General features: G+C 65.1%; 14 protein-coding genes and 1 tRNA gene. 8 read left to right on the top strand and 7 right to left on the bottom strand.

The genetic code is table 11. The features are described from left to right. Positions 1–17: 17 nt before the first annotated feature. Both AE618_RS15570 and rpmB read right to left on the bottom strand, forming a co-directional pair. Positions 18–389, bottom strand: coding sequence for a hypothetical protein (locus AE618_RS15570; protein ID WP_156330298.1), 372 nt, complete (start codon positions 387–389; stop codon positions 18–20). 136 nt (positions 390–525) lie between these two features. Beyond that, positions 526–813, bottom strand: coding sequence for a 50S ribosomal protein L28 (rpmB, locus tag AE618_RS15565; RefSeq protein ID WP_054209977.1), 288 nt, complete (start codon positions 811–813; stop codon positions 526–528). 279 nt (positions 814–1,092) lie between these two features. Between rpmB and AE618_RS15560 the strand changes: the two genes are divergently transcribed. Next, the gene (locus AE618_RS15560; protein ID WP_054209976.1) at positions 1,093–1,920 is read left to right on the top strand and encodes a DUF3108 domain-containing protein; all 828 of its coding nucleotides are present in this window, start codon (positions 1,093–1,095) and stop codon (positions 1,918–1,920) included. Positions 1,921–2,038: 118 nt separating this feature from the next. Here the strand turns inward: AE618_RS15560 and AE618_RS15555 are convergent, their stop codons facing one another. Both AE618_RS15555 and AE618_RS15550 read right to left on the bottom strand, forming a co-directional pair. Next, the gene (locus tag AE618_RS15555) at positions 2,039–2,383 is read right to left on the bottom strand and encodes an SMR family transporter (RefSeq protein WP_054209975.1); all 345 of its coding nucleotides are present in this window, start codon (positions 2,381–2,383) and stop codon (positions 2,039–2,041) included. Between the two features lie 55 nt (positions 2,384–2,438). Beyond that, the gene (locus AE618_RS15550; protein ID WP_054209974.1) at positions 2,439–3,623 is read right to left on the bottom strand and encodes a pyridoxal phosphate-dependent aminotransferase; all 1,185 of its coding nucleotides are present in this window, start codon (positions 3,621–3,623) and stop codon (positions 2,439–2,441) included. A gap of 272 nt (positions 3,624–3,895) precedes the next feature. On the opposite strand from AE618_RS15550, the gene AE618_RS15545 reads away from it, so the two are divergent. The 6 genes from AE618_RS15545 to denD all read left to right on the top strand — a co-directional run bounded on the left by AE618_RS15545 (position 3,896) and on the right by denD (position 10,082). Further along, positions 3,896–5,758 carry an IlvD/Edd family dehydratase gene (locus tag AE618_RS15545; protein ID WP_082365302.1) on the top strand — a complete coding sequence of 621 codons (1,863 nt, stop codon included), beginning with the start codon at positions 3,896–3,898 and terminating at the stop codon, positions 5,756–5,758. A 207-nt stretch (positions 5,759–5,965) separates the two neighbouring features. Then, entirely contained in the window at positions 5,966–6,805 is an 840-nt protein-coding gene (locus tag AE618_RS15540) for an isocitrate lyase/PEP mutase family protein (RefSeq protein ID WP_054209973.1), read from the top strand. After that, positions 6,802–7,128: a hypothetical protein gene (locus AE618_RS15535; protein WP_054209972.1), complete on the top strand. Its 327-nt coding sequence runs from the start codon at positions 6,802–6,804 to the stop codon at positions 7,126–7,128. Before AE618_RS15540 ends, AE618_RS15535 begins: the two co-directional genes overlap by 4 nt. Next, complete coding sequence (locus AE618_RS27415) at positions 7,125–8,303, top strand: GNAT family N-acetyltransferase (protein WP_082365301.1); 1,179 nt, start codon at positions 7,125–7,127, stop codon at positions 8,301–8,303. The genes AE618_RS15535 and AE618_RS27415 overlap by 4 nt, the downstream gene beginning before the upstream one ends. Before the next feature lie 17 nt (positions 8,304–8,320). Next, positions 8,321–9,067, top strand: coding sequence for an SDR family oxidoreductase (locus AE618_RS15525; RefSeq protein WP_054209971.1), 747 nt, complete (start codon positions 8,321–8,323; stop codon positions 9,065–9,067). Between the two features lie 31 nt (positions 9,068–9,098). Beyond that, positions 9,099–10,082 (top strand): D-erythronate dehydrogenase, encoded by a 984-nt coding sequence (gene denD / locus AE618_RS15520; protein WP_054209970.1) that lies wholly within the window; start codon positions 9,099–9,101, stop codon positions 10,080–10,082. A 96-nt stretch (positions 10,083–10,178) separates the two neighbouring features. On the opposite strand, the gene AE618_RS15515 is transcribed toward denD, so the two are convergent. From AE618_RS15515 to rplU, 3 genes are all read right to left on the bottom strand, one after another. Beyond that, positions 10,179–10,832 (bottom strand): GNAT family N-acetyltransferase, encoded by a 654-nt coding sequence (locus tag AE618_RS15515; protein ID WP_082365300.1) that lies wholly within the window; start codon positions 10,830–10,832, stop codon positions 10,179–10,181. A gap of 152 nt (positions 10,833–10,984) precedes the next feature. Further along, positions 10,985–11,251 carry a 50S ribosomal protein L27 gene (rpmA, locus tag AE618_RS15510; protein WP_054209969.1) on the bottom strand — a complete coding sequence of 89 codons (267 nt, stop codon included), beginning with the start codon at positions 11,249–11,251 and terminating at the stop codon, positions 10,985–10,987. A 100-nt stretch (positions 11,252–11,351) separates the two neighbouring features. Continuing rightward, on the bottom strand, positions 11,352–12,038 hold the full coding sequence (gene rplU / locus AE618_RS15505) for a 50S ribosomal protein L21 (protein WP_054209968.1): 687 nt from the start codon (positions 12,036–12,038) through the stop codon (positions 11,352–11,354). Positions 12,039–12,357: 319 nt separating this feature from the next. Here rplU and AE618_RS15500 point away from each other — a divergent pair. Next, a tRNA-Ser gene (locus AE618_RS15500) sits at positions 12,358–12,447 on the top strand. The last annotated feature ends 56 nt before the right edge of the window (positions 12,448–12,503 follow it).

Genomic DNA, 12,503 nt, shown 5'->3' with positions numbered 1-12,503 from the left:
TCGGTGCCTTCAGGCGGTCACCACTTCAAGGTCCATTGCTCGTGAGTATACCGCTTGCCTTTATATCGGATTTCTTTCTGGCTCCGGATTAAGCGGATACGATCTGGTGCAATTTCTTTCAATAATTCTTTATAAACAGCCGCACAAAAATCCTTATGATAGGGACTGTCGAGAAATATTTCGTTCGACATGATTGGCTTGTAGCGTTCGATTTTATTCTCAATTGTATTCCATTCGAGGCCGAGTTCGCAGCTATTTTCGCCGGCTTGTGCCTTTTCCATCATTAATCGTTTGATGTCAGGGATATTTGCCTGAACCCACTGATATGGGAGGCTCTGCTGCGCAGCAGCCAGCTTCGATGCCTTCTCTTGCGCCTTCTGCGCAGACATTCGGCGAAGCATCTCTCCAAACATAGCTGATCCCCATATCCGGCGAGCAGAATTTTCAGAAGAAATAGCATGAACGAGTCAAACGAAAAAAGCGGCCTTTCGGCCGCTTCGTTCAATCGCGAGACAGCGACACCGCTCAGGCGGTGGCGAGCTTCTTCTCGATGTCGCGCTTCAGCGTCAGGGCGCCGGTCGACAGGTCGCCGGCCGGAGCCTTGACCAGGAAGGCGTCCAGACCGCCGCGATGATCGACCGTGCGCAGCGCGTTGGCCGAGATGCGCAGGCGAACCGAGCGGCCGAGCGCGTCGGACTGCAAGGTGACGTTGACCAGGTTCGGGCGGAACACGGTCTTCGTCTTGTGGTTCGAGTGGCTGACGAGGTGGCCGGTCTGGGTGGCTTTCCCGGTCAGTTCGCAACGGCGCGCCATGGTATCGTTCCCTAAATCCAACCGGCTGGCTCAAACAAAAATGCCGACACGCGACGTGCCGGACATGAGCACCGGAAGTCAAATTGAAGTCGCGGTTCCATAGCCAAGGCTGGCGGGCGCGTCAAGGAAAAGTCATGCAAGCCCTGGTGATATCGCTCGGGTGATGGCGGGAGCCCAGGGCGTGACGCTTTGGTGCTCGCCAAAACCGGCGAAAGAGGTCACGATTCGGACCGATTCGCAGTGCATGTCCCGATCAGCTCGAAAGCCCGGAGGACGTAGATGAAGCCCGCCATCGCGTCGTCCCTGGCCGGGTCCGTCCTTGCGCTTTGCATCGCGGGCGCGGCCGCTCTGCCCGCCAGCGCCGCCTCGCTCGATGCCCAGTATGATGTCTCACTGCTCGGGCTGACGCTGGGGACCGCCAGCCTCAGCGGCGGCATCGACGCGTCCAGCTACAAGCTCGATGTCGCCGCCAAGCTGACCGGGCTGATCGGCGGCTTCACCGGCGGGCGGGGTTCGGGCGCGGCGTCCGGCGGCCTCAACGGCGCCAAGCTGTCGCCGACGAGCTTCGCGGTCAGCTCCGCCAGCTCCAACGAAAGCCGCACCGTGCGGATGGCGCTCGACGGCAACAATGTCGCGGCCGTCGAGATCGAGCCGCCGATCGACGCCAAGCCGGACCGCGTGCCACTGACCGACGGCCACCGTCGCAACATCGTCGATCCGCTCTCGGCCTTCCTGATGCCGGTCACCGGCAAGAACCTTGCGACCGCCTGCAACCGCACGCTGCCGATCTTCGACGGCGCGGCGCGCTACGACATCAAGCTCACCTCGGCGGGCACGCGCGAGGTCAAGCTCGACGGCTATAGCGGGCCTGTCGCGGTTTGCCAGGTGCGCTATGTGCCGATCGCGGGCCATCGCGCGCTGCGGCCCAGCACCAAGTTCATGATCGAGAACAAGGACATCAGCACCTGGCTTGCGCCGGTCGCAGGCACCAACATGATGGTGCCGGTGCGCGTCTCGGTGAAGACGATGATCGGCACCGCCGTGCTCGAGGCGTCAAGCTTCAAGGTCGATCCGGGCGTGACGGCGAGCACGGCGAAGCAGAACTGAGCCCTGGCGTCATGCTCGGGCTCGACCCGAGCATCCCGTGCCGCATGAGGAGCCGGAGCCTGTCCTGCCGGAGATTCTCGGGTCTGCGCTTCGCTTCGCCCGAGAATGACGCTCTTTGTCAGTGCGGCGTCGCCCGCGAGAACAGGTTGATCACCAGTACGCCCGTGACGATCAGGGCCATGCCGATGATGGCCGGCGCATCAAGCTTCTGGCCGAACAGCACCCGCGCGACCAGGCTGATCAGGACGATGCCGACGCCTGACCAGATCGCATAGGCGACGCCGACGGGGATCGTCCGCAGGGTCAGCGTCAGGAAATAGAAGGCACTCAGGAAGGCCGCGATCATGATGAGCGTCGGTACGAGCCGGGTGAACTCGTTCGACGCCTTCAACGCGGACGTGCCGATGACCTCGCTGACGATGGCCGCCGCCAAATAGAGATAGCTCACGGTGGTGAGGTTCATGCTGCCGAAGCTCCTGCCGCGGACGTTTTCGCTGCCGAAGCTCCCGCCGCGAATCTCATGCCGCTTTCGCGCTCGCCAGGAACGTCCCCATCCGCTCCAGCGCGCGCTCGATATTCTCAAGCGAATTGGCGTAGGAGAGGCGGATGTAACCCTCGCCATGGACGCCGAAATCCGGCCCGCCGATGGTGGCGACGCCGGCATCCTCCAGCAGCGCGGAAGCGAGCTTCTTGGCCTTCCAGCCGGTCTGCGAGACGTTCGGGAAGGCGTAGAATGCGCCCTTGGGCACGATGCAGGAGATGCCTGGCAGGGCGTTGAGCCCCTTGACCACGGCCTTCCGGCGCCGGTCGAATTCCGCCAGCATCATGCCCACCGCATCCTGCGGGCCGGTCAGCGCGGCGAGCCCCGCCCATTGCGCCGGCGCATTGACGCAGGAGTGCGAGTTCACCGCGAGCTTGCGGGCGTTGTCGTAGAGGGGCTTGGGCCAGACCGACCAACCCATGCGCCAGCCGGTCATGGCGTAGGTCTTCGACCAGCCATTGAGCAGGATCAGCCGGTCGCGAATCTCGGGGTAGCTCAGCAGGCAGACATGCTGCTCGCCGTCATAGAGCATCTGGTCGTAGATCTCGTCCGACATGATCGCGACATCGGGGAATTTGGCCAGCCCGGCGACGAGCTTGTCGACCTCGGCCTTGGGCGTGACGCCGCCGGTCGGATTGGCCGGCGAGTTGATGATCAGCAGGCGCGTCTTCGGCGTGATCAGCGCCAGCGTTTCCTCGGCCGAGAAGGCAAAGCCGTTTTCCTCGCGGATCGGCACCGGAATCGGCGTGGCGCCGGTGTATTCGATCATCGAGCGGTAGATCGGGAAGCCGGGGTCGGGATAGAGGATCTCGGCGCCGGGCTCGCCAAACATCAGGATCGCCATGAACATGGTGACCTTGCCGCCGGGCACGATCATCACGCTCTCGGGCGACACTTCGACACTGAAGCGCTTGTGCAGGTCGGCCGCGACCGCCTCGCGCAGCGGCAGGATGCCGTTGGCTGGGGTGTAGCCGTGATGGCCGTCGCGCAGGGCTTTCACCGCCGCCTCGACGATATGATCGGGCGTCGGGAAGTCCGGCTGGCCGATGCCGAGATTAATGATGTCCTTGCCCTGGCGCTGCAATTCGGTCGCGCGGGCCAGCACGGCGAAGGCATTTTCCTCGCCGATGCGGGCGAAGGAGGGGACGACATGCAGCGTCATGGCGGCGTTTCCTCGGGCAGGGTCGTTTCAGGCGAGGCCCGCTCGTGTCGGGCTCTTGGCTTCTCTTGGCTCCAAACCGTGCCGCCATGCAAGTCCGGGCGCCGTTGCGATTCGCGGGACCATGCCGCCGGCTTGCATAAATAGTATGACTATCTCGCGTTTGCGGGCTTGCCCCGGCAAAACTGATCGGCATGATGGCGGCCCTACAATCGTTTGAAGAGAGACCGGCAAGCGGCCGTCAGCGCCGCGTCCGTGCGAGAGGAAGCATCAGGATGGCCAAGAGCCCCGAGAGCAATGTGCCGCGCCAGGACCGGCCGGTGGCGACCACGAAGAAGAAGGCCGCTCGCCGCATCAAGCCGGAGCAACTGCGCTCCAAGGCCTGGTTCGACAACCCCGCCAATGCCGACATGACCGCGCTCTATATCGAGCGCACGATGAATTTCGGCCTGTCGCGCGACGAACTCCAGTCCGGCCGGCCGATCATCGGCATCGCGCAGACGGGCTCCGACATCGCGCCCTGCAACCGCCACCATATCGAACTGGCGCATCGCGTCCGAGACGGTATCCGCGAGCGCGGCGGCGTGCCCTTCGAGTTTCCGATCCATCCGATCCAGGAAACCTGCAAGCGGCCGACGGCCAGCCTCGACCGCAACCTGCAATATCTCTCGCTCGTCGAGATCCTCTACGGCTACCCGCTCGACGGCGTCGTGCTGACGACGGGCTGCGACAAGACCACGCCGGCCCAGCTGATGGCGGCTGCGACCGTCGACATCCCCGCGATCGCCCTGCCGGGCGGGCCGATGCTGAACGGCAATTTCCGCGGCGAGCGCACCGGCTCGGGCACGATCGTCTGGAAGGCGCGCCAGATGATGGCGGCCGGCGAGATCGACTACAAAGGCTTCGTCGATCTGGTGGCGTCCTCGGCGCCGTCGGCGGGCCACTGCAACACCATGGGCACGGCGACGACGATGAACTCGATCGCCGAGGCGCTGGGCATGACGCTGCCGGGCGCGGCCGCGATCCCCGCGCCCTATCGCGACCGCTACGAGATGGCCTATCTCACCGGGCTTCGCATCGTCGACATGGTCTGGGAGAACCTGATTCCGTCGAAGATCATGACGCGCGAAGCCTTCGAGAACGCGATCGTGGTCAATTCGGCCATCGGCGGCTCGACCAATGCGCCGATCTCGGTCAACGCCATCGCCAAGCATATCGGCGTCCCCCTCGACAACGAGGACTGGACGAATGTCGGCTACGACATCCCGCTGCTGGTGAACCTGCAGCCGGCCGGCGAGTATCTCGGCGAGGATTACTACCGCGCCGGCGGCGTGCCCGCCGTGGTCGCGGAGCTTGTCGCCAAGGGCAAGATCAAGCCGGCGATCACCGCCAATGGCCGGACCTTGGCCGAGAATTGCGAGGGCTTCTTCGCCGAGGACCGCAACGTCATCAAGGCCTATGACGCGCCGATGAAGGCGCAGTCGGGCTTCCTCAACCTGCGCGGCAACCTGTTCGATTCCGCGATCATGAAGACCAGCGTGATCACGCCGGAATTCCGCAAGCGCTATCTCGAGAACCCGAAGGACCCGAATGCCTTCGAGGGCAAGGCGATCGTCTTCGACGGGCCGGAGGATTACCATCACCGCATCGACGACCCGGCGCTCAAGATCGACGAGCACTCGATCCTGTTCATCCGCGGCGTCGGGCCGGTCGGGTATCCGGGCGCAGCCGAGGTCGTGAACATGCGGCCGCCGGACTACCTGATCAAGAAGGGCGTCACGGCCCTGGCCTGCATCGGCGACGGGCGGCAGTCTGGCACCTCGGGCTCGCCCTCGATCCTGAACGCCTCGCCGGAAGCGGCGACCGGCGGCAATCTCGCCATTCTGGTGACCGGCGACAAGGTCCGCATCGACCTGAACAAGCGCTCGGCCGACATCCTGATCTCGGATGAGGAGCTGGAGCAGCGGCGCGCGGCGCTGAAGGCGGCGGGCGGGTACAAATATCCGAAGAGCCAGACGCCTTGGCAGGAGATCCAGCGCAAGATCGTCGGCGAACTCTCAGAGGGCATGGTGCTGAAGCCTGCGGTCAAGTACCAGAAGATCCACAAGAAGTTCGGCATTCCGCGCGACAACCACTGAGGTTCGTCGCGCTCGAGCTTGACCCGGGCATCTCCGGCAGGAAATTCTCGGGTTGGCGCCTTGCGCTGCCCGAGAATGACGCTAACGGACGCCATTCGCGGGGCGCATCAGCGTCCGACCATCGGCGCGGGGCTCCGGGGCTGACAAAGCGGTGCGGGACGGACACTATGCGCCGCATTCGAGCCCGCTCATTTGAAACGATTTAAAATGGCCTATTCCGCTCAGGTCGATGCCTTCCGCACACTGCACGAAGCGGGCTGCTTCGTGATGCCAAATCCCTGGGATGTCGGTTCGGCGCGCTGGCTGCGCGGGCAGGGCTTCAAGGCGCTGGCTTCGACGAGCGCGGGCTTCGCCTTCACGCAAGGCAGGGCCGACCAGGACGTGCCGCGCGACATGATGCTGGCGCATCTGGCGGACCTGGTGAAGGCCGTCCCGGACCTGCCGATCAACGCCGATTTCGAGAACGGCTATGCCGATACGCCCGACGGCGTCGGTGCCAATGTGAAACTGTGCATCGCGACGGGCGTCGCCGGCCTCTCGATCGAGGATGCGACGGGGCGCAGCGAGGATCCGCTGTACCCGTTTGAGCTTGCCGTCGAGCGGATCAGGGCGGCGCGCAAGGCGATTGACGAGACCGGGTCGGGCGTCGTGCTGACGGCACGGGCAGAGTGCTTCCTGACCGGTCATCCCGATGCGCTGAACGAGTCGGCGCGGCGGATCGCGGCCTATGCCGAGGCCGGCGCGGACGTGCTCTATGCGCCTGGCCCGAAGACACTGGATCAGATTTCAAGGATCGTCGCCGCTGCTGGCGGCAAGCCGGTCAATGCGCTGGTCTATGGCGATTTCGGCCTGACCGTGTCGGACATCGCCGCGCTCGGCGTACGCCGCATTTCGATCGGTGGCGCGCTGGCGCGGGCAGCCTGGGCCGCCTTCATCGAGGCGACGCGGCTGATCGCCGAGGAGGGCAGCTTCCGCGGGTTCGCCGGCAACGGTCCGTCCTCACCGCTGAATCCGTTCTTCACCGAAGACCTGAAGGCGCGCTCGTGAGCGGGACGCTGCTGATCGCGCCGGCCTGGCTCGGCCTGAGCGGACTCTGGACGCTCGATGCCAAGGGCAGGCGGAAGGCCGTCGACGCCGAGGATATCGACCTTTCGGAGGAGCTCGCCGACCGGCTCGAAGCCTGGATGGATGAATTCGACGCGATCTACGAGGAAGAGCAGGAGGCGCGCTCGCGCTTTCCCAGCGAGGCGGAACAGCGCGCCTGGGAGGCGGAGGGACAGGCGATCGCCAGCGCCGTCGCCGCAGAACTCGGTCCGGACTGGACGGTTTCGACCGATCTGACGGGCTGGCAGGAGATGACCAAGCCATGACCTCCATTTCGGCGGTTACCGCCGCCAATCCGCTGCTCGAAGGCTGGACGGCGCCGCCTTTTCCGCCGGCCCGCGTGCTCGAGGGGCGCTACTGCCGGCTGGAGCCGATCGACCCGGCCCGCCATCTCGACGACATCTGGGCGGTCAATGCCGGCAACGACCATATCTGGCAGTGGATGCCGGCCCATCCGCCGCAGACGCGCGAGGCCTATGGCGAATTGCTGGCGATGATGGCGGCAAAGCCCGGCATCGTGCCCTTCGCGATCATCGACAAGGCCGACGGGCGGGCCAAAGGGCATCTCTGGCTGATGGAGATCCGGCCCGAGCATGGCGTCTTCGAGGTCGGCTACATCACCTATTCACCGGTGCTGCAGAGGACGCGGGTGGCGACCGAAGCCATCTATCTGTGCGGCGAGTATGGTTTCTCGCTCGGCTATCGCCGCTTCGAGTGGAAGTGCAACACTCTCAACGCGCCGTCCAGGCGCGCCGCGCTGCGCTTCGGCTTCCAGTATGAAGGCCTGTTCCGGCAGCATATGGTGGTCAAAGGCCGCAACCGCGACACGGCCTGGTTCTCGATTCTGGACAGTGAATGGCCGGTGCGAGCGCAGGGCTTCCAGCGCTGGCTGGCTCCCGAGAATTTCGACGCGGAGGGGATGCAGAAGCACTCGCTCGCGTCCTTCAACCAGTCTGTCGCGATGGCTGGGTCCGTGCCGCTGCGGCGGGCCACCATGGCCGATATTGCTGCGCTCGAAGCGCTCAAGACGGCTGCCTACCTGCCCAACGAAGCCATCAGCGGCGTGCCCTCGCTGCCGCGGATGGCCGATTACCACAGCGCCGTTGCCCAGCATGAGATTTGGCTTGTCGATGGTGCGGCTGGACCGGCTGGGCCGCTCGACGCCGCTCTGGTGCTCGACATCGCGCCCGAGGCGTTCACGGTCTGGAGCATAGCGGTCGCGCCTGACGCCGCGGGCCGAAAGCTCGGCCGCGCGCTGATGGACTTTGCCGACGCGCGCGCCGCCGCACTCGGCTACGACGCTGTGCTGCTTTACACCAACAGCCGGCTCGCCGACCGCATCGCCTGGTATGAGCGCCTCGGATTCCGCTTCAGCCATCATGAAGAAATGGCCGACCGGCGGCTCACACATCTTCGCAAGTCGCTTTCCAAAAGCAGTTGAGCAGGGGACGAATTACCATGGCAGGACGTTTGAAGGGCAAGGTCGCGGTCGTCACGGCGGCCGGCCAGGGCATCGGCCGCGCGATCGCGGAGGCCTTCGTCGCGGAGGGTGCGACCGTCTGGGCAACCGACAAGGACGTCGCCCTGCTCGAGGGCATTCCCAAGGCGAAGAAGCGCAAGCTCGACGTGCTCTCGACCAAGGCCGTGATGGCCTTCGCCGAAAAGGTCGGGACGATCGACATCCTCGTGAACGCCGCCGGCTTCGTTCATCATGGCACGGTGCTCGACACCGACGAGAAGGCCATGACCTTCTCATGGGATCTCAACGTCGTTTCGATGCACAGGACGATCCAGGCCTTCCTGCCGGGCATGCTGGCCAAGGGCGCGGGCTCGATCGTCAACATCGCCTCGGGCGCGGGCTCGGTGCGCGGCATCCCGAACCGCTACGCCTATGGCACGACGAAGGCTGCCGTCATCGGCCTGACCAAGGCGGTCGCGGCCGACTACATCAAGAAGGGCATCCGCTCCAACGCTATCTGCCCCGGTACGATCCAGTCGCCCTCGCTCGACCAGCGCATCAAGGACCTCGCCACGGCGAACAAGACCACGGAAGCCGCCGCCCGCCAGGCCTTCATCGACCGCCAGGCGATGGGCCGGCTCGGCACCGCCGAGGAGATCGCCTGGCTCGCGGTCTATCTTGCCTCCGACGAGGCGAGCTACACCACCGGCCAGATCCATCTCGCCGATGGCGGTTTTGCTCTCTGAGCGCACAAGAACAACAACAGGGAGGAAACCCATGCATATTCTCGTTCTCGGCGGCGCCGGCATGGCCGGCCGCAAATTCATCGAACGTCTCGCCCGCGATGGCCAGCTCGGCGGAAAGCCCATCGCCAAGGTCACGGCCCAGGATGTCGTCGCGGCGCAGGCGCCGAAAGGCGCGGCCTTCACGTTCGAGGCCATCGTCTCGGATCTCTCGGTGCCCGGCGAGGCGGAGACGCTGATCGCCTCACGGCCGGAACTGATCGTGCATCTGGCGGCGGTCGTCTCGGGCGAGGCAGAGGCCGATTTCGAGAAGGGCTACAAGATCAATCTCGACGGGACGCGCTTCCTGTTCGAGGCGATCCGCCTGACCGGCGACGGCTACAAGCCGCGCGTCGTCTTCACCTCCTCGGTCGCCGTGTTCGGCGCGCCCTTCCACGACAAGATCGGCGACGAGTTCTTCACGACGCCGCTAACGAGCTACGGCACGCAGAAGGCGATCTGCGAACTGCTGCTGTCGGACTACAGCCGCCGCGGCTTCTTCGATGGGCTGAGCATCCGCTTCCCGACGATCTGTGTGCGGCCGGGCAGCCCCAACAAGGCTGCGTCGGGCTTCTTCTCCAACATCATCCGCGAGCCGCTGAACGGCATCGATGCGGTGCTGCCCGTCTCGGACCAGGTGCGCCACTGGCACGCCTCGCCGCGCTCGGCGGTCAACTTCCTGATCCATGCCGCGACCATGGACCTGGCGGTCGTCGGCCCGCGCCGCGCGCTGAACATGCCGGGCTATTCCTGCACCGTGGCCGAGCAGATCGAGGCTTTGCGCAAGGTCGCAGGCGACGCCGTCGTGGCGCGTATCAAGCGGGTGCCCGACCCGGTCATCGACAAAATCGTCGAAGGCTGGCCGCGCAATTTCGACCCGCAGCGGGCGATCGCGCTCGGCTTCAAGGCGGAATCGAGCTTCGACGAGATCATCCGCATCCATATCGCGGATGAGCTCGGCGGGACGTTCGTGAAATAGGCGGAACTGTTCGTCATGCTCGGGCTCGACCCGAGCATCTCCGGATCGAGATTCCCGGGTCGGCGCAGAGCGCCGCCCGGGAATGACGTGTCACACTCACGCCGGGCAGGGTTCGCCCGGTGTATCGACGGCGACGGACGGCTCGTTCTCCGGCGCATGCGCCCAGCCGCTCGCGCCCCAGCTCTTCAGCGCCGACCAGGTCGACCGGTCGAGCCGGAACTGCTCGCAGGGGAACAACCCGCCGCGCGCCGGCAACGACTTGAGGAACGAGCCCTCGGCCCGGAAGCCGGACTTCTCCAGCACGCGCCGCGAAGCGGGGTTGATGACGCGCGTGTCGGCCTCGATCGCCGGCATCTCGACGAGCGAGAACAGCGTGTCGATCAGAGCCTGCACGGCTTCCGTGGCATAGCCCTTGTTCCAGTGCGGTGTGCCGAGCCAGTAGCCGACGAAGGGTACGCCCGTCGCCTGCTTGTGCGCGCCGATCATGCCGATCAGCTCGTTGGGCTTCGCGCGCGGCGTGATCGCCAGCACCAGATGCTCACCCAGCGCGTTGCCCTTGCGCATGGCGAAGATGAAGGGCTCGACCGCAGCCACCGGATAGGGATGCGGGATCGAGGCCGTCATCTCGGCCACGGCTTTCTCCCCGGCCTGGCGCAGGATGGCGGAAGCGTCCGCCATGCGGGGCCAGCGCAGCCAGAGACGGCGGGTCTCGAGCCGGAAGACATCGTCGCGGGTCAGTTCGGGGAACATCGGTCTCTCCGTCGGCGCAAACGAAAAAAGGGAGGCGGGATTTTGTCCCATCTCCCTTTCGCTGACCTTGGGTGACCCTTGAGAGGGCTAGACCCCTGATCCGTTCCGGTTCGATGGAACCGGCGGATCGAGGAGTTTCCCTATCCGCCGTCTTATTCTGCGGCCTCTTGGGCCGGGACTACGTTCACGAAAGCTCGGCCGAGTTTGGTCGTGAATCGGACGCGACCGGTCGTCGTCGCAAAGAGGGTATGGTCTTTGCCCATGCCGACATTGGCGCCGGGATGCCAGGTGGTCCCACGCTGCCGAATGATGATGTTGCCCGGAATCACGGCCTGGTCGCCGAACTTCTTGACGCCGAGGCGCCTGCCTGCGGAGTCGCGACCGTTGCGGGATGAACCGCCTGCCTTTTTATGAGCCATAACGCCCTACCTCAAAACTGATATGTGGTCTCTAACCCGAATCGGCGGCAAAAGCCAGCCGGTCCGGGCGCGAAAGACGGAGACGGACTGACGGGGTGCGTCAGTAGTCCTCGCCGGAAGCCTGCTCGGCCTGGTCAGCCTTGGCCCGCGGGGGCTTACCGGCCAGGAGTTCCTTGGCCTGCTCGACCCATTCCTCACGGGTGGCGCGGCCGCGGAGCTTGAGCTCCTCGTCCCACTTGGCGACATCGGCCTCGCTCCAGGACGCGATGTCGTTCCAGGAGGTGATGCCGGCGGCGCGCAGCTTCTTCTCGATGGTCGGGCCGACGCCCGAGATCAGCGAGAGGTTGGAGGCGTCGATGGCGCCGGCCTCGGTGGCCTTGGCAGCCTTCGGAGCGGCCTTGCCCTTGGTCTCGGTGGAGGCGGCCTTCAGCGCGACGGGGGACGCCTCGCCCTTCTTCATCTCCGGCTTCTTGCCGCCGGTGAGGATGTCGGTGATGCGAATGACGGTCAGCTCGGCACGGAAACCGCGCTTGCGCTTCGAATTCTGGCGGCGACGCTTCTTGAAGGCGATGACCTTCTCGCCACGGGCCTGCTCGACGATCTCGGCAGCAACCGTGATCTCGGAGAGGGCCTTGGCGTCGAGCGTGGTCTTCTCGCCGTCGGTGAGCATCAGCACGGTCCCGAAGGCGACGGTGTCGCCCGGGTTGCCTTCGATCTTGGCGGTGGTGATGCGGTCGTTGGCGGCAACGCGGAATTGCTTTCCGCCGGTCTTGATGACTGCGAACATTTTATCCTCCATGTTCGGCCCTGCCCTGTCATGGCCTCCGGGGAGGGCACGCGGGACAGCTTTTTGGCAGTCGTTGCGGGTCGGGTTCGCTCTTGCCGGCCCCCGCTCGCGAAACCGCGACACCATGAGGCCAAAAGAGATCGGGCGCGGGTTTCCCCACGCCGGATGAGGCTCGATAGTCGGATGGCCTCGTGAGGTCAAGGGAAAGCACGCGCTCCCTGCCCGAAATATGACGGGCACACGACTTGTTGCGACCGGAGACTTGTTTTGGCCCGAAGCCGCGTGTAGTAACCCGCCTGCTTCGACCGAAGGCGACCGCGGACAGGTGGCAGAGTGGTTGAATGCACCGCACTCGAAATGCGGCATACCCGCAAGGGTATCGGGGGTTCAAATCCCTCCCTGTCCGCCACTTCCTTGATCTTGCGCCGCTCGCTGCAACCAGCGCTGTGACGCGTAGCCTGATCG

The organism is Allobosea vaviloviae (assembly GCF_001298265.1).
Lineage (GTDB): Bacteria > Pseudomonadota > Alphaproteobacteria > Rhizobiales > Beijerinckiaceae > Allobosea > Allobosea vaviloviae_B.
Note: the sequence above shows the minus strand (reverse complement) of the source record. Positions and strands in the feature narration are given on the sequence as shown.